Consider the following 20,158-nt stretch of genomic DNA (forward strand, 5'->3'; position numbering starts at 1 on the left):
TATTTCTTAGATTGCTGCGGCAATTGCCTTACCCAAATCATCCGTTTTAGCAGTGCCGCCCAAATCCGGAGTTAAAGGCGCGTGCCCAGGGCCTGAAGCCAATACCTTTTCAATGGCATTAAATATTGCCTTTCCTGCTTCTGGATAGCCAAGGTGGTCAAGCATCATCGCCCCACTCCAAATCTGACCAATTGGGTTAGCAATCATCTTGCCGAAGATATCGGGCGCTGAACCATGAACTGGCTCAAATAAAGATGGGAACTTACCTTCTGGGTTAATGCTGCCGGAAGGCGCTACAGCAATGGTGCCAGTGCATGCAGGACCCAAATCAGAAAGGATATCTCCAAATAAATTACTTGCGACTACAACGTCAAATCGATCGGGATTCATAACAAAGTGAGCGGCCAAAATATCGATGTGATATTTATCGGTACGCACGTCTGCGAACTTCTTAGACATTGCTTCTACACGCTCATCCCAATAAGGCATAGTGATAGCAATGCCGTTAGATTTAGTTGCGGAAGTTAAGTGTTTCTTAGGACGGCTCTGTGCCAAGTCGAACGCGTATTGCAAGATACGGTCAACGCCCTGTCTTGTAAAAATAGACTCCTGAATCACAAACTCGCGATCAGTATCTGGGAACATCTTGCCGCCAACACTGGAGTATTCACCTTCAGTGTTCTCACGCACTACAAAGAAATCGATATCCCCAGGTTTGCGATTAGCCAGTGGGCATGGAACTCCCGGCAGTAAACGTACTGGGCGTAAGTTAACGTACTGGTCAAACCCGCGACGGAATTGAATCAAACTACCCCATAAGGAAACATGGTCCGGAAGAATATCTGGCATCCCTACAGCACCAAAGAAAATTGCGTCGTACTTCATGAGCGTATCAAACCAATCATCCGGCATCATCTTGCCGTGTTTAAGGTAGTAATCGCAACTTGCGAAATCGAAATGATCGAACTGCATACCCAGATTAAATTTGCGATTAGCGGCCTCTAATGCGCGCACGCCCTCTGGCATCACTTCTTTGCCGATACCATCACCTGGAATAACAGCAATTTTTGGATTCTTAAAAATTTTCTTTGCGTTCATGATGAATAAGTCTCTTTATATTTTTATGTTGAAAATGAATTTTACAAATTATTAACTGATTGCCCTGCGGATCTCATCTGGTGCTTTTCTACTACCTTTTTCAACTGATTCACTATCGTAATCGCTGGTATTTTCAATAGTCTCCGGCACCGCTTCTAGCATACGGATATTGTCCTTGGGGCAGATTGGTGCGCCATAGCTAGCCCATTTTTTTAGCAAGGTGACCTCGTATCCACATTGACCACATTTGGCTTTGCTGCGACTGGCATTACTAGGTCTAGGTGGGGGGAAAACAATAGCTTGGTGTGGATATGGGCCCAATTCCTGGCTAATCATCATGAGTTTCACGGTCAACTCTTCTGTGGCGTGCGCCATTCTAGCCGGACCTTCGAGTCCAACCGTTTGCGCAATCCCCTTGAAATCCTCGCCATGCCCACTAAAACAATCGTCTACAGCGTGGCAGAGCTCGTGGACCAAGGTATCTAAGAGCTGGACTGGCTCGTCTAATTTTGGGGAGATAAAAATCTCATTTACGCCACCGCCAGAGCGCTCACGGGGCCAACACTGACCAAGGGTTGTTCTAGGGCTGCTCGAGGCTGGAAAGCCGCAGGAAACCCTGACAGGAGGAATTGCATAACCGGCTTTGGAGAACACGGGCTCTAGGTGTCTAACGGCGTCTTCTAGCCAAGCTTCACGTACTGTATGTTGCTTCATCTAACTTATCTTCTATCGTCAATCTGGAACAAAAAGGCTTAAATTGCGATCATACGCCACCATAAGTAGAATGGATGCATGAAAGATCTCGAAAGCCTCAGCGCCACACAAGCAATCAAAGCCCTGTCAAAAAGGGATATTAAAGCTTCCGATTTATTGCTTTCCTGCTTAGACCGCATAGGCCAAAAAGAGAGCCTCGTAAAGGCATGGACTAGCCTTGGCAAGGAGAACGCCCTATCTCGCGCAAAACAGCTCGATAAAGGGGCATTTCAGGGCATTCTGCACGGCTTGCCTATCGGCGTTAAGGATCTATATGACACCTACGACTTGCCTACCTCTTATGGCTCCCCTATTTACGCAAACCATTATCCAGTTACAGATGCCGTATCAGTTGCATTAATGCGTCAGGCGGGCGGCATTATTTTGGGTAAGACTGTCACAACAGAATTTGCAGCCTTTAAAAGCGGCGTCACCACAAACCCGCATCATTCAAAACATACTCCTGGCGGATCTTCTAGCGGTTCCGCGGCAGCTGTAGCCGACTTTATGGTTCCATTAGCAACAGGCAGTCAAACCGCCGGGTCGATTATTCGCCCAGCTTCATTTTGTGGCGTAGTTGGTTTTAAACCCAGTCACAGCAAAGTCAGCATTGCGGGCATTAAAAGTCTATCTGTAACTTTGGATACTATGGGCTGCTTTGGTAGAACCATCGAAGATGTTGGCCTGGGTGTTGCAGCAATGAGCGGAGATCTTCGCCTTGCAAAAATCGAAACGCTGCAAAATAAACCCCGTATTGCCATTTGTAAAACATCCAACTGGTCTGCAGCGCAAAAAGAAACTGCAACTGCGCTTGCTGTGGCACGTCATGCGGCTGAAAGCATTTCCAAGGGTGCTGTTGACGATCTTAAGTTACCCAAAGCTTGTGATGGCCTTACTCAGGCTCAAAGTCGGATCATGCTTTCTGAGATGTCTCGTAGCTTATTGTTCGAGCGCGTACACCACGCAAAAAAATTAAGCCCCCAACTAGCCAAGCAACTAAGCGACGGCGCAGAAATTAGCTACGAGCAATACGCTAAAGATTTACAGCTTGCGATTAAGGCAAAAGCCTCAGTAGCAGATTTATTCAATGACGAGATTGACATCTTGATTGCGCCAAGCGCTATAGGCGAGGCACCAAACATAAAAGATGGAACGGGAGATCCTATTTTTTGTCGTGGATGGACGCTATTAGGATTGCCATGTATCAATATCAATGTGGCAACTGGACCTAATGGGTTACCAGTTGGAATTCAGCTGATTGCAGGCCCAGGCAAAGATCATTTCTTGCTAAGTGCTGCACGAGCTTTTGCTTTGGCGTTGCCTGACCCCACATTGCGAGATCAGGCATAGGCCACTCATTTAATCTAAGGTAATGTGCGCAGCTTTAATAGCCTTACTCCAGAATGGAAGCTCTTTCTTTACCAATGCATCGGTTTGATTTGGGCCCAAGTAACGAAGCTCAACTCCAGCAGCATCTGCACGCTCTTTAATTTCGGGCATCGCAAGGCTCTGTTTAACCGCATCCGTTAACTTGGCCACTACTGGTGCTGGAGTTCCAGCTGGAGCGTACAAAGCAACCCAGGACTCTAGCTGAAACGATGGTAAACCTGCTTCAGCAGTCGTTGGAACATTGGGCATACCAGGATGACGGTTTTTCCCCGTTACGGCGAGACCCTTTAGCTTGCCGCTTTGGACATGCTGCATTAACGAAGGTGGCGTACTAATAAACACTTGCACTTGACCTGCCAAAACATCCTGAATCGCTGGGCCAGAACCTTTGTAAGGAACATGAACCATATCCACACCGGTCGTTTGTTTAAAAATCTCAGTACCAATATGCGATACAGAGCCATTGCCCTGTGATGCGTAATTGAGCTTGCCTGGATTTGCTTTTGCGTACGCAATGAATTCTTTGAGATTATTGACCGGCACCGATGGGTGCACTGCAATCACATTGGTTGAAACTGTTAGCAAGGCTATCGGTGAAAAGTCTTTAATCGGATCCCAAGGAAGCTTGTCAAATAGAGATGGGTTGCCAACGTGATATCCAGAATAGGAAATTAACAAGGTATAGCCATCCGGCTTTGCTTTGGCAACATATTGGTAGGCAGTGTTTCCACTAGCCCCAGGCTTGTTATCAACCACTACTGGCTGACCGATCACACGAGTTAGAGGCTCACTCAAAAGCCGAGCTGAGGTATCCACCAATCCACCCGGCGGATTGGGCACCACCAGAGTTATAGGTCGATCAGGAAAAGATTGGGCAAAGACTGAGCAAACGATGCTCAAACCAAGCGTTGCAATTACGTTACGAATCACTAAATATTTTTTCATTTCTGTCTCCAGCTAATTATTTTTTAGTATTTATCGCTGCCCTACTTTGACATCGCCAAAGACAGCCTGCGCTTCACGAGGCAAACAACGCCAATAGCGTTCATTTGCGTTAACGGTACCGCCTAAAGCTGCAGCAGCTTCCCATCCCCAGCGAGGTTTATATAAAAATGCTCTTGCTAGAGCAACCAGATCCGCATCACCTGCCTGCAGAATATCTTCAGCTTGTTGGGGTTCAGTAATCAAGCCTACCGTCATGGTTGGCAAACCTGATTGTTCTTTAACGATCCTTGCAAAGGGCACTTGGTAGTTTGGCCCAATGGCAATCTTCTGCTTAGGCGAAATACCTCCAGAAGAGATATGAACAAAATCACATCCAAGTGGTTTTAGTTGCTTAGCAAAATCAGCTGTCTCTTGCGGCGTCCAACCACCCTCTATCCAGTCGCTTGCGGAAATGCGAATGCCAAGCACACCTTGATAGGCTGAACGCACTGCTGCAAATAGCTCCAAGGGGAAACGGATTCGGCTTTCAAATGAGCCGCCATATTCATCAGTGCGCTGGTTGGCAATTGGCGATAAAAATTGATGCAGCAAGTAACCATGTGCACCATGCAATTCAATTCCATCGATTCCAATACGATCTGCACGTTTTGCTGATGACACAAAGTCATCAATTAATTTCTTTAATTCAGCCTTGCTTAATTCGTGAGGAGGACGTTCGCCATCGAGCTGCGGAATGGCTGAAGGCGCTAAAGTTTCCCAACCACCCTGATCTTTAGCCAGTAATTGACCACCATCCCAAGGGGTAGCACTTGAAGCTTTACGACCGGCGTGAGCAAGCTGTATGAAAACTGGTGTCGCTGGAGCTAAAGCACGAGCACGCCATAATTTATCTTTTAAAGCTGCTTCAGTACGGTCATCCCATAAACCGAGACAGGCAGGTGTAATTCGAGCTTCTGGACTAACCCCGGTAGCCTCAATAATGAACAGTGCTGCACCGCTATTCAGTAAATTACCCCAGTGCATTAAATGCCAATCAGTAGCCTCACCGTTATTTGCCGAATATTGGCACATGGGGGCAACGACAATCCGGTTGGCCAGCTCTAAAGGGCCTCTCGGGGAACTTAGGGTGTATGTGGAGAATAAAAGACTCATGGAATGCCTTAAAAAAGCCCAAAATGAGGGCAAAAATACGAAAATTGCCGTAAAGCGATAGAATACTTAAAAAGCAGAATATACGAGACAGTGAAGTTGTGCAGGCCTTGATGCCAAATGACTTTATTACCCAAAACCTTTGAAAACACTCACTACAAGAGACTATGAACGCACCTCAAGCCTTTGAATCAAAAGAAGATATCGGCCATTTCGTTAGCGGCACTGTTGTTAACCCTAAAGATGGTCGTTTTGCTGATGTTTATAACCCAACCAAAGGCGCTGTAGCCCGCCGAGTTGCCCTTGCCAGCCGCAAGGAGGTCGATGCTGTAGTTGCTGTAGCTCAAAAAGCCTTTGAGACCTGGAGTCAAACAAGTCCTCTGCGTCGTTCACGCATCATGTTTAAGTATCTCGAACTTTTAAATGCTAATCGAGACGAATTGGCGGCCATCATTACGGCTGAGCATGGCAAGGTTTTTACAGACGCACAAGGCGAAGTTACGCGCGGTATTGAGATCGTTGAATTTGCTACTGGCATCCCTGAGTTACTTAAAGGCGACTACACAGAACAGGTTTCTACTGGTATCGATAACTGGGTAATGCGTCAGCCTCTAGGTGTGGTTACCGGAATCACTCCATTTAACTTTCCTGTAATGGTTCCAATGTGGATGTTCCCGGTGGCGATTGCTTGCGGCAACACCTTCATCCTCAAGCCTAGCCCAACAGACCCTTCCGCATCATTATTTATGGCCAAGCTACTTAAAGAAGCCGGTCTTCCTGACGGTGTATTTAACGTTGTTCAAGGCGATAAAGAAGCAGTTGATGCCTTAATCGAAAATCCAGACGTTAAAGCGGTGAGTTTTGTAGGGTCTACTCCAATCGCGAATTACATATATGAGCGTTGCGCTCACTTTGGCAAGCGTTCACAAGCTTTGGGTGGCGCTAAGAACCATATGGTCATCATGCCTGATGCGGATATCGATAAGGCAATTGATGCTTTGGTTGGTGCTGCCTACGGCTCTGCCGGTGAGCGCTGCATGGCGATTTCCGTAGCAGTATTGGTTGGTGATGTTGCAGAAAAAATTATGCCTAAACTAATTGAGCGCACCAAGACTCTAAAAGTTAAAGATGGCATGGAACTTGATGCTGAAATGGGTCCCATTGTTACTAAAGCAGCCCTTGAGCGCATTACTGGCTATATTGATGCTGGCGTAGCTTCCGGTGCAAAACTTCTTGTTGATGGCCGTGGATTCAAGGTACCTGGCAACGAGAATGGCTTCTTTATTGGTGGAACATTATTTGACAATGTCACACCAGATATGAAGATCTATTTAGAAGAAATCTTTGGGCCAGTTTTATCTTGCTTGCGGGTTGCCAACTTTACAGAAGCCCTCAATTTGGTTAACTCCTGTGAGTTTGGCAACGGTGTTGCTTGCTTCACCAGCGATGGCAATATTGCCCGTGAGTTTGCTCGTCGCGTCCAGGTAGGCATGGTTGGTATTAACGTACCTATTCCTGTACCTATGGCATGGCATGGCTTTGGTGGTTGGAAGAAATCCATTTTTGGCGATATGCATGCATACGGCAAAGAAGGTGTGCGTTTCTACACCAAGCAAAAGAGTGTGATGCAGCGCTGGCCTGAGAGCATTGCTAAAGGGGCAGAGTTTGTGATGCCTACTTCCAAGTAATCTTTGGTGTGGAAAGCAAAAAAGCGATCTTCGGATCGCTTTTTTATTTACTCACCAGATTTTTCCGTTTGAAGTAATCACTGAAGTGTATTTTTTAAAGCAGGCATCATAGGCAACGACAATACATCGATACCCTCTTCCCTTAAAGCCTCAGCCTCATCTAGAGTAGTTTGACCGCGAATGCTTCTTTCAGGAGATTCTTTGTAATGAATCTTCCTGGCTTCATCCGCAAAAGAATTCCCAACATCTTCTGAGCGACCCATCAGCTCTCGCATTCCTTTTAAAAAGGCTGCTTGTACCTGCGCTTCAAGTTGAGAATGATCACTTCCTGTGAGAGCAACAACGCCGCCACTGACGTTTTCGGCTTCAGTCTTAGGTATTGCTAACTCAGTAGATGAAGACTTTGCGATATGAGGGGCTGACGGCATGCGAGTGATTTCTACACTGTCACATACTGGGCAAGAAAGCATGCTCTTATCTTGCTGGGCAAGATAATCCTCTTCAGAGGCAAACCATCCTTCAAAACGATGGTCAAGCGGGCAGGCTAAGTTATAAACTTTCATAAAACGTATATAAGGGCAAAAGCTATAAATTCAATACCCCTATTTTAATCGGGTTTGAAACAACCCTAGTCGATTGGGTGTGGCTTTACTAGTCCCCTGCGGTAGCGGTCCAGCCAATAGGCCGAAATAGTGGTTTTAACGTCAGTAATCTCGCCACCCTCTATCCACCCTATCAACTGCTCTAATGGTGCTGCAAAGACATCTAAAAACTCTTCATCATCAAGATGACTGTTACCAGGCACCAATTCTTCAGCTAAATAGATGTCAATAAACTCAGTTGAATACGAAATGACTGGATGGATGCGCCGGATAAAACTCCATTTTTTTGCTGTGTAGCCGGTCTCTTCCTCGAGTTCACGTTTTGCGCACACCAAATGATCCTCGCTAGGATCTAGTTTCCCAGCGGGGATTTCTAAACAAGCTTTTGCAATTGGATAGCGATACTGGCGCTCGAGAAGAACCCTACCGTCGTCTAAGATCGCAACAATCGCTACGGCCCCAGGATGAGTTAAATACTCACGCACAGCTGTTTCACCATCAGGAAGTGAGACCTGATCTCGCTTCATCTTTAAAAAGATGCCGCCGTAAATATCTTCACCAGAGATGCGCTCTTCACGCAAATGTGCATCACCAGATGGGAGGTCATTAAATGATTTTTCAGTCATGGTTCTTGGGAATTTATCTAGGTTGGGTTTAATAAGAAAACTCAATAAGCCATCTTAATAATTCTAGATGTCATTTTCATGGCTCTAAATAATAAAGGCTCCATAAGGAGCCTTTATTAGTACATTCAATTCCTTTAGGATCCCAATAAGGTGCGACGCATCGCATCCAAACAAAGGCTCATCAGCCCTGCAGGAACAATACCAATCACCAGCACCAAAATACTATTCAGACTCAAGATTCCTTTAGCGAAACCAGATCCAGAAACAGTGATTTCATGCGCAGGTTCATCGAAGTACATCACCTTAACCACTCTGAGATAGTAGAACGCGCCAATCAATGAGGCGATTACAGCGATTACAGCCAAGAAAGTGTGCTCAGCATCAACTAGGGCTTCCAATACACCCAACTTAGCCGCGAAGCCTACTGTAGGCGGAATACCAGCTAAAGAGAACATCATGACCAAACCAATAAAAGCAAACCATGGGTGATTTTTGTTCAAACCTTTTAAGCCATCCAGGGTTTCGCAGTCATAGCCCTTGCGTGACAAAGCCATCAATAAACCGAAAGTACCAAGTGTTGTTAACACATAGGTAATTGCATAGAACATAGATGCACTAAATGCATGATCGTCAAATACAGAGAGCATACCCAGGAGTACAAAGCCCATTTGCGTAATTGCTGAGTAAGCCAACATGCGCTTGACGTTTGTTTGGGCAATCGCAGTTACGTTACCAACGACTAATGATAGAACTGCCAGTAGCACTAACATTGGCTGCCAGTCACCCAGCAATGGCAATAAGGTATTTACCAATAAGCGGAATAACAAAGCAAATGCAGCCAACTTTGGAGCAGCAGCGATCATCAAAGTGACAGCTGTAGGTGCACCTTGATACACATCCGGTACCCACATGTGGAATGGCACAACACCCAATTTGAAGGCCAATCCAGCAACGATGAACACTAATCCAAATGCCATTACCAAATGATTTACACGTGGATCAGCTACAACCTTAAAGATCTCGATCAAATCTAAAGATCCTGTTACGCCATACAACATTGACATGCCATAGAGCAAGAATCCAGAAGCTAATGCGCCTAAGATGAAATACTTAATACCAGCTTCAACACTCTTCTCACTACTGTGACGCATAGCAACCAGAGCATAGGTTGGTAACGCCATCAATTCAAGGCCGAGGTACAAAGTAAGCAGATTTGCACCCGAGATTAGTACGAACTGACCAAGCAAGGCAAGCAAAGCCAAAACAATAAAGTCTGGACGGAACAAAGCGCGATCCATTAAGTATTGCTTGGAATAAATCAGACTTACCAATACAGCGATACAAGAACAAGCCTTAAGCAAGTTTGAGAATGGGTCTGACTGAAATAAACCATTCATAGCCACTAGAGCAGGATCACCCATGCGCCCTACAAAAGCAAAAATGAGATAGGCCAATAAAATCAGTGAGAAGAAATAAACAAAACCAACTCCGCGTGGAGTATGGAAGATGTCCTGTTCAACACCAGGTGTGGATGTCACTCTCTCGCGAACATAAACACTAGCAACCAATAGTAAGCAAGTTGCTACGAGTAAAACAAGTTCCGGCAGGATGGCGTATAGATCGAATGCTTGCATTTGTACTTACTCAGAGTTTGCTAACAGCAACATGCTGCAGCAGATTAATTACAGCTGGATGAATAATGTCCGTGAATGGTTTTGGATAAACACCCATGCCAATTACGCAGATAGATAAAACAGCCATCAAGAAATACTCACGACAATTCAAGTCTTTCAATTCTTCAACGTGGGCATTATTAATGGTGCCGAAGAATACGCGCTTGACCATCCAAAGTGAATAAGCGGCGCCAAGAATCAACGCGGTAGCAGCCAAGATGCCGATCACAAAATCGTAATCAACCGCCGCCAAAATAACCATGAACTCACCTACGAAACCGGAGGTTGCAGGTAAACCGCAGTTAGCCATTGCCATCAACACAGCAAAAGCAGTAAATGCAGGCATGCGATGAACTACGCCACCGTAATCAGCGATCTGACGGGTATGCATGCGGTCATAAAGTACGCCAATAGACAAGAACATTGCACCAGCTACAAAGCCATGTGAAATCATTTGAACAATGCCGCCCTCTATGCCCAATGGACTAAAAAGGAAAAAGCCTAATGTCACAAAACCCATATGCGCTACTGATGAGTATGCAACCAGCTTTTTCATATCTTTCTGTACCAAAGCAACTGCGCCTACGTAGATCACAGCAACGAGAGATAAGAAGATTACAAATGGGCCGAGGTATTGACTTGCATCTGGAGCAATCGGCAATGAGAAGCGTAAGAAACCATAAGCACCAAGTTTCAACATAATCGCAGCCAACACTACTGAGCCGCCTGTTGGCGCCTCAACGTGCACGTCTGGCAGCCAAGTATGCAATGGCCACATTGGAACCTTCACCGCAAACGCCATGAAGAATGCAGCAAACAATAAGATCTGCTCTACGATGTCTAAGCGGGCATTTTGCCAAGCTAAGATATCAAAGGTATTGGTCACGTTATACAGGTACAGCATGGCAATCAAAGTTAATAAAGAGCCAAGCAATGTGTACAAGAAAAATTTGAAGGCAGCATAAATGCGGTTATGACCACCCCACACACCAATGATGATGTACATCGGGATAAGCGTAGCCTCAAAGAAAACGTAGAACAGCAAGGCATCAAGCGCGCAAAATACACCAATCATTAATCCAGAAAGGATCATGAATGAAGCCATGTATTGCGACACCTTGGTTTCAATCACTTCCCAAGCAGCTATCACCACAATGATGTTGATAAAGGCGGTAAGCACAATAAACCAAACAGAAATACCGTCGATGCCCAGGTAGTAGTTAATGTCGTAACGCGGGATCCAGCTAATTTTTTCTACAAACTGCATTCCAGAATTAGCGATATCGAAATTAATCACCAATGGAAGAGTTGCGATAAAGCCGAGCACGGCACCAACAAGCGCTAACCAGCGTACGCCGGCAGTTGGCTTCTCGGACCCATAGAACAAAATAATGAGTCCAAAGACAATTGGGGTCCAAATGGCGTAAGAAAGAATCATAGTGGCTACTTAAGTAACAAAGGCCTAGCGAACAAAAGGCAGGTAAGCGTACAAAACCCAAGCAAGCAATACCGCTAGGCCAGCAATCATTGCGAAGGCATAGTGATAGAGATAACCGGATTGCAAATGACGTATTACTCCAGCAAAGCGCCCTACTGCATGCGCACTGCCGTTAACAAAGAATCCGTCGATGATTTTTTGATCACCGCGATGCCACAAGAAACTACCAATCCAAATGAGGCCTTTGGCAAATACAGCCTGGTTGATTTCATCGAGATAGTACTTGTTATCGAATAACTTTTTAATAGGCGCAAATGCTTCTGCAACTTTACCCGGTAACTTTGGTGCCCACAGGTATCCAATAGCTGCAGTCAGAACACCAAGAACTACCAATAGCAATACTGGAGAGGTAAATGCATGAATAGCCATCGCAATCGGGCCATGGAATTCATCTTCCAATTCTTTCATCACTGGATGACGAGCTAAATCAATGAAGATGGAATCACCGAAGTATGTTCCGAACAACAAAGGCGAAATTGTGTAGAAACCAATGATCACCGAAGGAATAGCCAAAAGAATTAAAGGCAGAGTCACAACAAATGGAGACTCGTGTGGCTTCTGGCCTGGTGCCAAACCATGGTGAGCACGATCATCACCCTGCTCCGCATGATCATGGTGATGATCGTGCGCGTGGGCATCGTCATGACCCCAACGTGCTTTGCCATGGAATACATAGAAATACAAACGGAAAGAATACAAAGCGGTAACAAATACGCTAGCCATTACAGCAAAATAAGCAAATCCAGAGCCTGGGATATGGCTAGCAGCAACCGCCTCAATAATGGAATCTTTTGAATAGAAGCCGGAGAAGAATGGTGTACCTACTAAAGCCAGGTTACCCAACAACATCATGAGGCACGTAATCGGCATGTATTTCCAGAGACCACCCATCTTGCGCATGTCTTGTTCGTGATGCATACCAAGAATTACGCTACCAGCCGCAAGGAATAAGAGCGCTTTAAAGAAAGCGTGAGTCATCAAGTGGAAGATAGCAACTGGGTAAGCTGATACGCCAAGTGCAACAGTCATGTATCCCAACTGAGACAAGGTGGAATAAGCAACAACACGCTTAATATCGTTTTGAACAATGCCAAGGAAACCCATAAAGAGTGCAGTAATAGAGCCAATCACCAAAATGAAGCTCAATGCCGCATCTGATAGCTCAAACAATGGTGACATACGTGACACCATGAAGATGCCTGCGGTAACCATGGTTGCCGCGTGAATCAATGCGGAGATAGGGGTTGGACCTTCCATTGAATCAGGCAACCAAACATGCAGTGGGAATTGTGCGGATTTACCCATTGCACCAATAAATAAACAGATACAAGCTACTGTCATCAAGTTCCAGCTTGTTCCTGGGAGAGTTTGAGCAGCCAATGCTGAGTTCTGCGAAAAGATCACGTCATATTGCATCGAACCTGTGCTCGCTAGCAAGATGCCAATGCCAAGGATGAAGCCAAAGTCACCTACGCGGTTTACCAAGAAAGCCTTCATATTGGCAAATACTGCAGACTGGCGCTCAAAGTAGAAGCCAATCAACAAATAAGAAACCACACCCACTGCTTCCCAGCCGAAGAAGAGCTGCAATAGGTTATTACTCATTACCAACATCAACATGGCAAAAGTAAACAAAGAGATATAGGAGAAGAAGCGGTTGTAACCCTCTTCACCATTCATGTATCCAATGGTGTAGATATGAACCATCAATGACACAAAGGTCACTACACACATCATGGTTGCAGTTAAAGGATCAATTAAGAAGCCAATATCTAAATTGAGCTCACCCAACTGCATCCAACGATACACAGTACCGTTGAAATAGAAACCGTCCATTACTTGGACTAAAACATTGCAAGAAAGCACGAAAGCAATTGTTACGCCCAAGATAGTCACAAACTGACTTGCGCCATGACCAATGCGGTTACCGCCTAATTTAGTACCAAAGAAGCCGGCAATGATGGAGCCAACTAATGGCGCCAATGGAATTGCGCAGAGTACGGGAATGTTTAAGGTCAATTGCATGACTAGCCTTTTAGGTGGTCAAGATCTTCAGCATTAATGGTGTCAACCTTACGGAAGAGCACCACCAAGATTGCCAAGCCGATAGCCGCTTCAGCAGCTGCCACAGTCAAAATAAAGAATACGAATACTTGACCAGCCATATCACCCAAATAATGAGAGAAGGCTACAAAGTTCATGTTCACCGCAAGTAACATCAATTCAATTGCCATCAGCAGAACGATGACATTCTTACGGTTTAAGAAAATACCAATAACACTAGTTGCAAATAAGATTGCACTGAGCACTAAATAGTGAGCGAGAGTGATATTCATTTCTTCTCCCCTCTTACATCCTGCTTTGCTGCCATGTCTGAACCCATCTTCACAATACGCATACGATCTGCAGCAACTACATTGACCTGCTCATGGATATTTTGAGCTTTAGAGTCTTTGCGATTACGCAATGTCAAAGCAACAGCAGCAATAATCGCTACTAACAAGATCACGCCAGCCACTTCGAACGCGTAGACATAATCAACGAAGATCAACATGCCTAAGGCTTGCGTATTGTTAGCCATCACTTCTTCTGGCATCGGCTGTACTGGAGCATTGGTGCCAATGAAACTACGAATAATCACAATCGATAACTCTAAGACGATCACAGCGCCCATTAAAAAGGCAACTGGCAAGAACTTTTTGAAGTCGCGACGAAGGTGCTCTAAATCCAAATCGAGCATCATGACGACAAACAGGAACAAGACCATTACAGCGCCTACATAAACCAGAATCAGAGCCAAGCTTAAAAACTCTGCTTTTAGAAGCATCCAAAGACCAGATGCGCAGAAGAACGCTAATACTAGAAATAAGGCAGCATGGACTGGGTTACGGGCCGTGATTACGCGTAAAGCAGAAATAACTAGTAAACCTGCAAAGCCGTAAAAGAAAACAGCAAATAAAGTAGATGGATCGAATGTCATATTAGTTCAGCTCGATTCGATTAACGGTAAGGTGCATCAGCTGCACGGTTAGCGGCAATATCTTTTTCGTACTTATCGCCAACAGCCAAAAGCATGTCTTTAGTGAAATACAGATCACCACGCTTATCGCCAAAGTATTCAAAAATATTGGTTTCTACAATGGCATCTACGGGACACGCCTCTTCACAGAAGCCACAGAAAATACATTTTGTAAGGTCGATGTCATAACGGCTAGTACGGCGAGTGCCATCATCGCGCTCAGCAGTTTCAATGGTAATTGCGTATGCTGGGCAGACCGCTTCACACAGTTTGCAGCCAATGCAACGCTCTTCACCGTTCTCATAACGACGTAGTGCATGTAAACCGCGGAAGCGATTCGACAATGGAGTTTTCTCTTCAGGATACTGAACCGTGATCTTAGGCTTAAAGAGGTAGCGTCCAGTAATGGACATACCAGTCAAGATGTCTTTAAGCATCAAGCTATCGAGGAATTGGGAAATTTTCTTAAACATGATTAATCAACTTATTTCCAAATATTCCATGGGGATACAACCCACGCGCCGATAACAACCACCCAGAACACTGAGATAGGAATAAAGATCTTCCAACCTAAACGCATGATTTGGTCATAGCGGTAGCGAGGCAATGTAGCACGCAACCAGATTACGCAGGACAACAGGAAGAAAGTCTTGCCAAATAACCAGAAGAATCCTGGAATATCGCGCAAGATTGGTAAATCAACAATTGGCAACCAACCGCCTAAGAACATGATTGAAGCAACGGCTGCAATCAAAATCATATTGGCGTATTCAGCCAAGAAGAACATAGCAAAAGACATGCCTGAGTACTCAACCATGTGTCCAGCAACAATCTCAGACTCACCCTCAACTACGTCAAATGGATGGCGGTTTGTTTCAGCAACACCAGAAATAAAGTAGATCAAGAACATTGGCAACAATGGGAGCCAATTCCAAGAAAGGAAGTTCAAGCCCATGTTGGCAAAGTAACCCTGCTCTTGCGAGGCAACAATCGTGCTCAGATTTAATGAGCCGGATGTCAATAAGACAGTAACCAATGCAAAGCCCATCGCAATCTCATAAGAGATCATTTGTGCTGATGCACGCATAGCGCCAAGGAATGGATATTTTGAGTTTGAAGACCAACCAGCCAAGATCACACCATAAACGCCGATGGATGAAATTGCCATGATGTACAAAAGTCCAGCGTTCACATCAGCCAAAACCATCTTCGCTTGGAATGGAATAACAGCCCATGCAGCAAATGCAGGCATGATCACCATAATTGGTGCAATGAAGTAGAGAACCTTGCTAGCTTGTGCAGGAGCAATGATCTCCTTCATCAAAAGCTTTAATGCATCAGCAATTGGCTGCAATAAACCTAAAGGACCCACACGATTTGGTCCGAGGCGAATGTGCATCCAACCAATCAGCTTTCTTTCCCAGAGGGTTAGATAGGCTACACAACCAAACATTGGCAACACGATGATGACGATGCGTACCAAAGCCCAAACCAATGGCCATAGAGAGCCGAAAATAGCTTCGCCTTGGGTGGTAACGAGGTTCAAGAAATTATCCATCTCTTACCTTATGCCTTACTAACAGTTACTGGACCAAACATGGATCCCAATTTCGCACTAGCCATAGTGCCAGCAGAAACTCTGATGGCGCCTGGCGCTAGATTTACTTCTAAAGTTGCTGGCATATCAACTGATTGGGTTCCCTGAGTAACGCGAACAGCATCACCCTCTTTTAGACCTAAATCAGCAAATGTATTTTTATTTAAACCAACTTGATTACCGCGCTTTGCGTCACGTGTTAGTTGCAATGCTGATGAACGACGTACGATTTGATCACCAGCGTAAATATTGACATCCGCTAGACGCTCTAGACCATTAGATAGGGCCGTATTGCTATTGCTGACGGTCGCGCCTGTAGTCTTGTTATTCAAACGGGTGCAATATCCCTCATCCAGCGCTTCACCCAAGACTTCTTCTGGAACGTTAAACAAGAAGCCATCTAAACCTAACAATCCACCAAGCACACGCAATACTTTCCATGCTGGACGTGAATCACCTAAGGGCTTCACTGAAGGCTGAACTGTTTGAACTCTGCCCTCTAAATTCACAAAAGTTGAAACAGTTTCGGTAAATGTAGAGATTGGCAAAATGACATCAGCCACTTCCATGAGATCAGCGCTCTTATAAGCGCTCAATGCAATCACGGTATTTGCTTTAGCCAATGCAGCACGAGCCGCTATTGGGTTAGGCAGATCAGAATCAGGTTCGATATTCATCAAAATGACAGCACGACGATCACCAGACAATACTGATTCAACACCAGGACCATTAGCATTCACCAAGGATGCGCCAACAGCATTTCCACCTACCGGTAGGAAACCTAAAGTTGCACCAGTATGCTCAGCAATAAATTGAGCTAATACATGCAAGTCAGATGCGTGTTGATGTGCAATGGCTGCAGAACCAAGCAATACAGCAGTAGATTCACCTGAGAGCAGGCTATCGGCAATCTTTTGCGCTGCAGGAGAAACTGCTAAGTTAGCGGTACCAGCTGGTGCACTTACTGATTTAGCTTTAGCAACAGCAAGGGCAACTTCACTCAATGCATTGAGCCATGCACTTGGCGCCGCAGAAATGCCGCTGCTTGTAATTAACCAATCATCGCCACCTGCATCAATGCGAGTAACTTGTAAACCACGCTTGCTAGCAGTACGAATGCGAGCCGCCAATACTGGCTGATCTTTACGCAAAAAGCTGCCAACAACTAATACGCGATCTAATTCATTGATCTTTGCAACGGACATACCCAACCACGGAGCTGTAGCAGCAGCCTTCACATCAGTTTGGCGCAAACGCGTCTCAACTTGTTTAGAGCCCAAGCCACGCACTACCTTTTGCAAGAGATGCAACTCTTCTGTACTAGAAATTGGGTGAGCCAATGCGCCAATAGACTCTGGACCACTTTCAGCTGAAATGGTTTTGAGTGAATGTGCAACGTAATCCAAAGCAGACTGCCAATCCGTTTCCAACCACTGACCGCCCTGCTTCACCATTGGAGTGGTTACGCGATCAGCGCTATTTAAACCTTCATAGGAGAAACGATCACGATCACTAATCCAGCATTCATTGATTGCTTCGTTTTCAAGCGCTACAACACGCATTACTTTATTTGCTTTAGTCTGAACTGTAGTGTTAGCACCTAAGCTATCGTGCGGACTAACTGAACGTTTACGTCCGAGTTCCCATGTACGCGCTGCATAACGGAATGGCTTGCTTGTTAATGCGCCTACAGGACACAAATCAATCATGTTTCCAGATAACTCTGAATCCACAGTCTGCCCAACAAAGGTGGTGATCTCGGAATGCTCACCACGGTTAACCATGCCTAATTCCATTACGCCAGCGACTTCTTGACCGAAACGAACGCAACGGGTGCAGTGAATACACCGGGTCATCTCCTGCATGGAGATCAATGGACCGACATTCTTATGAAATACAACACGCTTCTCTTCGTCATAGCGTGAATTTGACTTACCGTAACCAACAGCCAAGTCTTGCAATTGGCACTCACCACCTTGATCGCAGATTGGGCAATCCAACGGATGGTTAATTAAGAGAAACTCCATTACTGAACGTTGTGCTTCAACAGCTTTAGCAGAATGTGTAAATACCTTCATGCCTTGGGTAACTGGTGTTGCACAAGCAGGCAGAGGTTTTGGTGCCTTTTCAACCTCAACCAAGCACATACGGCAGTTAGCCGCAATGGATAACTTCTTGTGATAGCAGAAGTGAGGAACGTAGGTGCCGAGCTTGTTCGCGGCGTGCATCACCATCGAACCTTGCGGAACTTCCACTGCCTTACCATCTAATTCGATTTCTACCATGCTCACTTTTAGATATCCCGTGCTCTAAATCTTTATAAAGGTTTCGCAGAATCTAAGCAGCGCTTATGTTCTACGTGATACGCAAATTCATTCATGTAATGCTTCAACATGCCACGAACAGGCATCGCTGCTGCATCACCTAAAGCGCAAATTGTGCGACCTTGAATATTGGCGGCTACGTCATTAAGTAAATCCAAATCTTCTGGACGCCCTTCGCCATGTTCAATACGGTGAACAATGCGCCATAACCAACCTGTACCTTCGCGACATGGGGTGCACTGACCACATGATTCTTCATGATAGAAGTAAGACAAGCGTTCTAATGCGCGAACCATACAACGTGTTTCATTCATGACGATCACAGCACCTGAACCCAACATCGATCCAGCTTTAGCAATACTGTCGTAATCCATCGTGAGCTCCATCATCTGGGCACCAGGCACAACAGGAGATGAAGATCCACCAGGAATAACTGCTTTTAAAGGAATGTCATCGCGCATTCCACCCGCAAGCTTCAATAGTTCAGCAAATGGTGTGCCCAATGGGATCTCATAATTCCCGGGATGAACCACGTCACCAGAGATAGAGAAGATTTTCGTACCGCCGTTATTTGGTTTACCAAGCTCTAAATAGGCCTGTCCACCAATTGCCAGGATGAATGGCACAGCAGCAAATGTTTCAGTATTATTAATCGTTGTTGGTTTGCCATATAAACCAAAACTGGCAGGGAAAGGTGGCTTAAAGCGTGGCTGACCTTTTTTACCCTCTAATGACTCAAGTAGTGCAGTCTCTTCACCGCAAATATAAGCACCCCAACCTGGTGAAGCATGTAATTGGAAGGAGAAATCACTACCCAATATCTTGTCGCCTAAATAACCAGCTGCACGCGCTTCTTCAAGAGCTTCTTCAAAACGTGAATATACTTCCCAGATTTCACCGTGGATATAGTTGTAACCAGTAGTGATGCCCATGGTGTAGGCACCAATAATCATGCCTTCGATCAATGCATGTGGGTTGTAACGCATGATGTCGCGGTCTTTAAATGTACCCGGCTCGCCTTCGTCACTATTACAAACTAAATATTTTTGCCCCGGGAATTGACGTGGCATAAAGCTCCACTTCAAACCAGTTGGAAATCCAGCACCGCCACGACCACGTAGTGAGGAAGCTTTCAATTCTGCAATGATGGCATCTGGTGCAACTTTGTCATTAATTAAACGACGAAGTTGTTGATAACCACCACGGCTTTCGTAATCTTTTAAACGCCAGTTGTCTCCATTTAATCCAGCAAGGATTAAAGGCTTTATATGACGATCGTGCAAGCTGGTCATGCTACTTTCCCTTCTGCACGTAATTCACTCAACAAAGCATCGATCTTTTCTTTGCTCATAAAGCTGCACATACGTTTGTCATTCACCAACATCACAGGTGAATCACCACATGCACCCATACATTCACCCTCTTTCAAGGTAAAAGTACCGCATGGAGTCGTCTCGTTGTAGCCAATGCCCAATGTTTCTTTTAAATAAGTTGCAGCTGTTTCGCCATGAGTTAACTGACAAGGCAAATTCGTACAGATTACCAATTTGTACTTACCAATTTTTTTGGTGTTGTACATGTTGTAGAAAGTCGCCACTTCATCAACAGCAATGCTTGGCATTTCTAAGATCTGAGCAATAGTCTCGATGACTTCAGGAGACACCCAACCTACCTCGGTTTGGGCAGCAATCAAACAAGCCATTACCGCAGACTGTTTGTGCTCTGGCGGGTACTTGGCGATATTGCGATGAATATCAGCCATTGTTTTATCGGATAGTTGAAGAGTTGTAGTCATTA

At 45.2% G+C, this 20,158-nt stretch carries 18 protein-coding genes; 2 read left to right on the forward strand and 16 right to left on the reverse strand.

The genetic code is table 11. From position 1 onward, the window contains the following. Nucleotides 1–6 precede the first annotated feature (6 nt). The gene (locus ICN18_RS10045) at nt 7–1,098 is read right to left on the reverse strand and encodes a tartrate dehydrogenase (RefSeq protein ID WP_216860018.1); all 1,092 of its coding nucleotides are present in this window, start codon (nt 1,096–1,098) and stop codon (nt 7–9) included. A gap of 51 nt (nt 1,099–1,149) precedes the next feature. After that, a complete protein-coding gene (locus tag ICN18_RS10050) occupies nt 1,150–1,812 on the reverse strand; it encodes a SprT family zinc-dependent metalloprotease (protein WP_216190372.1) in 663 nt (220 codons plus the stop codon). A gap of 78 nt (nt 1,813–1,890) precedes the next feature. Between ICN18_RS10050 and ICN18_RS10055 the strand changes: the two genes are divergently transcribed. Then, the gene (locus tag ICN18_RS10055; protein WP_216190373.1) at nt 1,891–3,201 is read left to right on the forward strand and encodes an amidase; all 1,311 of its coding nucleotides are present in this window, start codon (nt 1,891–1,893) and stop codon (nt 3,199–3,201) included. A gap of 9 nt (nt 3,202–3,210) precedes the next feature. Here ICN18_RS10055 and ICN18_RS10060 read toward each other — a convergent pair whose 3' ends face one another. Both ICN18_RS10060 and ICN18_RS10065 read right to left on the reverse strand, forming a co-directional pair. Further along, nucleotides 3,211–4,185 carry a Bug family tripartite tricarboxylate transporter substrate binding protein gene (locus ICN18_RS10060; protein ID WP_216190375.1) on the reverse strand — a complete coding sequence of 325 codons (975 nt, stop codon included), beginning with the start codon at nt 4,183–4,185 and terminating at the stop codon, nt 3,211–3,213. A 30-nt stretch (nt 4,186–4,215) separates the two neighbouring features. Beyond that, a complete protein-coding gene (locus ICN18_RS10065) occupies nt 4,216–5,337 on the reverse strand; it encodes an NADH:flavin oxidoreductase/NADH oxidase (RefSeq protein ID WP_216190377.1) in 1,122 nt (373 codons plus the stop codon). Nucleotides 5,338–5,501: 164 nt separating this feature from the next. Between ICN18_RS10065 and ICN18_RS10070 the strand changes: the two genes are divergently transcribed. Beyond that, nucleotides 5,502–7,022, forward strand: a complete 1,521-nt coding sequence (locus ICN18_RS10070; RefSeq protein WP_216190379.1) for a CoA-acylating methylmalonate-semialdehyde dehydrogenase — start codon at nt 5,502–5,504, stop codon at nt 7,020–7,022. A 77-nt stretch (nt 7,023–7,099) separates the two neighbouring features. On the opposite strand, the gene ICN18_RS10075 is transcribed toward ICN18_RS10070, so the two are convergent. From ICN18_RS10075 to nuoE, 12 genes are all read right to left on the reverse strand, one after another. Next, the gene (locus ICN18_RS10075; RefSeq protein WP_216190381.1) at nt 7,100–7,585 is read right to left on the reverse strand and encodes a DUF1178 family protein; all 486 of its coding nucleotides are present in this window, start codon (nt 7,583–7,585) and stop codon (nt 7,100–7,102) included. 65 nt (nt 7,586–7,650) lie between these two features. Continuing rightward, nucleotides 7,651–8,250 carry an NUDIX domain-containing protein gene (locus tag ICN18_RS10080; RefSeq protein WP_216190383.1) on the reverse strand — a complete coding sequence of 200 codons (600 nt, stop codon included), beginning with the start codon at nt 8,248–8,250 and terminating at the stop codon, nt 7,651–7,653. A gap of 134 nt (nt 8,251–8,384) precedes the next feature. Then, on the reverse strand, nt 8,385–9,884 hold the full coding sequence (gene nuoN / locus ICN18_RS10085; protein WP_216190385.1) for an NADH-quinone oxidoreductase subunit NuoN: 1,500 nt from the start codon (nt 9,882–9,884) through the stop codon (nt 8,385–8,387). A gap of 10 nt (nt 9,885–9,894) precedes the next feature. Beyond that, complete coding sequence (locus ICN18_RS10090) at nt 9,895–11,361, reverse strand: NADH-quinone oxidoreductase subunit M (protein ID WP_216190387.1); 1,467 nt, start codon at nt 11,359–11,361, stop codon at nt 9,895–9,897. 24 nt (nt 11,362–11,385) lie between these two features. After that, the gene (gene nuoL, locus ICN18_RS10095; RefSeq protein WP_216190389.1) at nt 11,386–13,446 is read right to left on the reverse strand and encodes an NADH-quinone oxidoreductase subunit L; all 2,061 of its coding nucleotides are present in this window, start codon (nt 13,444–13,446) and stop codon (nt 11,386–11,388) included. 2 nt (nt 13,447–13,448) lie between these two features. Next, entirely contained in the window at nt 13,449–13,757 is a 309-nt protein-coding gene (gene nuoK / locus ICN18_RS10100; protein WP_114689749.1) for an NADH-quinone oxidoreductase subunit NuoK, read from the reverse strand. Beyond that, nucleotides 13,754–14,401: an NADH-quinone oxidoreductase subunit J gene (locus tag ICN18_RS10105; protein WP_216190391.1), complete on the reverse strand. Its 648-nt coding sequence runs from the start codon at nt 14,399–14,401 to the stop codon at nt 13,754–13,756. The genes nuoK and ICN18_RS10105 overlap by 4 nt, the downstream gene beginning before the upstream one ends. A gap of 20 nt (nt 14,402–14,421) precedes the next feature. After that, nucleotides 14,422–14,913, reverse strand: coding sequence for an NADH-quinone oxidoreductase subunit NuoI (gene nuoI, locus ICN18_RS10110; RefSeq protein ID WP_215390996.1), 492 nt, complete (start codon nt 14,911–14,913; stop codon nt 14,422–14,424). 11 nt (nt 14,914–14,924) lie between these two features. Next, nucleotides 14,925–15,998: an NADH-quinone oxidoreductase subunit NuoH gene (gene nuoH / locus ICN18_RS10115; protein ID WP_216190393.1), complete on the reverse strand. Its 1,074-nt coding sequence runs from the start codon at nt 15,996–15,998 to the stop codon at nt 14,925–14,927. A gap of 8 nt (nt 15,999–16,006) precedes the next feature. Beyond that, on the reverse strand, nt 16,007–18,322 hold the full coding sequence (nuoG, locus tag ICN18_RS10120; RefSeq protein ID WP_216190395.1) for an NADH-quinone oxidoreductase subunit NuoG: 2,316 nt from the start codon (nt 18,320–18,322) through the stop codon (nt 16,007–16,009). 32 nt (nt 18,323–18,354) lie between these two features. Beyond that, a complete protein-coding gene (gene nuoF, locus ICN18_RS10125) occupies nt 18,355–19,653 on the reverse strand; it encodes an NADH-quinone oxidoreductase subunit NuoF (protein ID WP_216190397.1) in 1,299 nt (432 codons plus the stop codon). Further along, entirely contained in the window at nt 19,650–20,156 is a 507-nt protein-coding gene (gene nuoE, locus ICN18_RS10130; RefSeq protein ID WP_216190398.1) for an NADH-quinone oxidoreductase subunit NuoE, read from the reverse strand. Before nuoE ends, nuoF begins: the two co-directional genes overlap by 4 nt. Nucleotides 20,157–20,158 lie beyond the last annotated feature (2 nt).

Source organism: Polynucleobacter parvulilacunae (assembly GCF_018881715.1).
GTDB classification, from domain to species: Bacteria; Pseudomonadota; Gammaproteobacteria; order Burkholderiales; family Burkholderiaceae; genus Polynucleobacter; species Polynucleobacter parvulilacunae.

Excerpts from the sequence above, each read along its gene's own strand:
- ICN18_RS10090 (WP_216190387.1), bottom strand. The coding sequence starts at position 11,361 with ATGATTCTTTCTTACGCCATTTGGACCCCAATTGTCTTTGGACTCATT.
- nuoK (WP_114689749.1), bottom strand. The coding sequence starts at position 13,757 with ATGAATATCACTCTCGCTCACTATTTAGTGCTCAGTGCAATCTTATTT.
- ICN18_RS10050 (WP_216190372.1), bottom strand. The coding sequence starts at position 1,812 with ATGAAGCAACATACAGTACGTGAAGCTTGGCTAGAAGACGCCGTTAGA.
- nuoG (WP_216190395.1), bottom strand. The coding sequence starts at position 18,322 with ATGGTAGAAATCGAATTAGATGGTAAGGCAGTGGAAGTTCCGCAAGGT.
- ICN18_RS10105 (WP_216190391.1), bottom strand. The coding sequence starts at position 14,401 with ATGACATTCGATCCATCTACTTTATTTGCTGTTTTCTTTTACGGCTTT.
- ICN18_RS10055 (WP_216190373.1), top strand. The coding sequence starts at position 1,891 with ATGAAAGATCTCGAAAGCCTCAGCGCCACACAAGCAATCAAAGCCCTG.
- ICN18_RS10080 (WP_216190383.1), bottom strand. The coding sequence starts at position 8,250 with ATGACTGAAAAATCATTTAATGACCTCCCATCTGGTGATGCACATTTG.
- ICN18_RS10060 (WP_216190375.1), bottom strand. The coding sequence starts at position 4,185 with ATGAAAAAATATTTAGTGATTCGTAACGTAATTGCAACGCTTGGTTTG.
- ICN18_RS10075 (WP_216190381.1), bottom strand. The coding sequence starts at position 7,585 with ATGAAAGTTTATAACTTAGCCTGCCCGCTTGACCATCGTTTTGAAGGA.
- ICN18_RS10045 (WP_216860018.1), bottom strand. The coding sequence starts at position 1,098 with ATGAACGCAAAGAAAATTTTTAAGAATCCAAAAATTGCTGTTATTCCA.
- nuoE (WP_216190398.1), bottom strand. The coding sequence starts at position 20,156 with ATGACTACAACTCTTCAACTATCCGATAAAACAATGGCTGATATTCAT.
- nuoN (WP_216190385.1), bottom strand. The coding sequence starts at position 9,884 with ATGCAAGCATTCGATCTATACGCCATCCTGCCGGAACTTGTTTTACTC.
- nuoL (WP_216190389.1), bottom strand. The coding sequence starts at position 13,446 with ATGCAATTGACCTTAAACATTCCCGTACTCTGCGCAATTCCATTGGCG.
- ICN18_RS10070 (WP_216190379.1), top strand. The coding sequence starts at position 5,502 with ATGAACGCACCTCAAGCCTTTGAATCAAAAGAAGATATCGGCCATTTC.
- nuoH (WP_216190393.1), bottom strand. The coding sequence starts at position 15,998 with ATGGATAATTTCTTGAACCTCGTTACCACCCAAGGCGAAGCTATTTTC.
- nuoF (WP_216190397.1), bottom strand. The coding sequence starts at position 19,653 with ATGACCAGCTTGCACGATCGTCATATAAAGCCTTTAATCCTTGCTGGA.
- ICN18_RS10065 (WP_216190377.1), bottom strand. The coding sequence starts at position 5,337 with ATGAGTCTTTTATTCTCCACATACACCCTAAGTTCCCCGAGAGGCCCT.
- nuoI (WP_215390996.1), bottom strand. The coding sequence starts at position 14,913 with ATGTTTAAGAAAATTTCCCAATTCCTCGATAGCTTGATGCTTAAAGAC.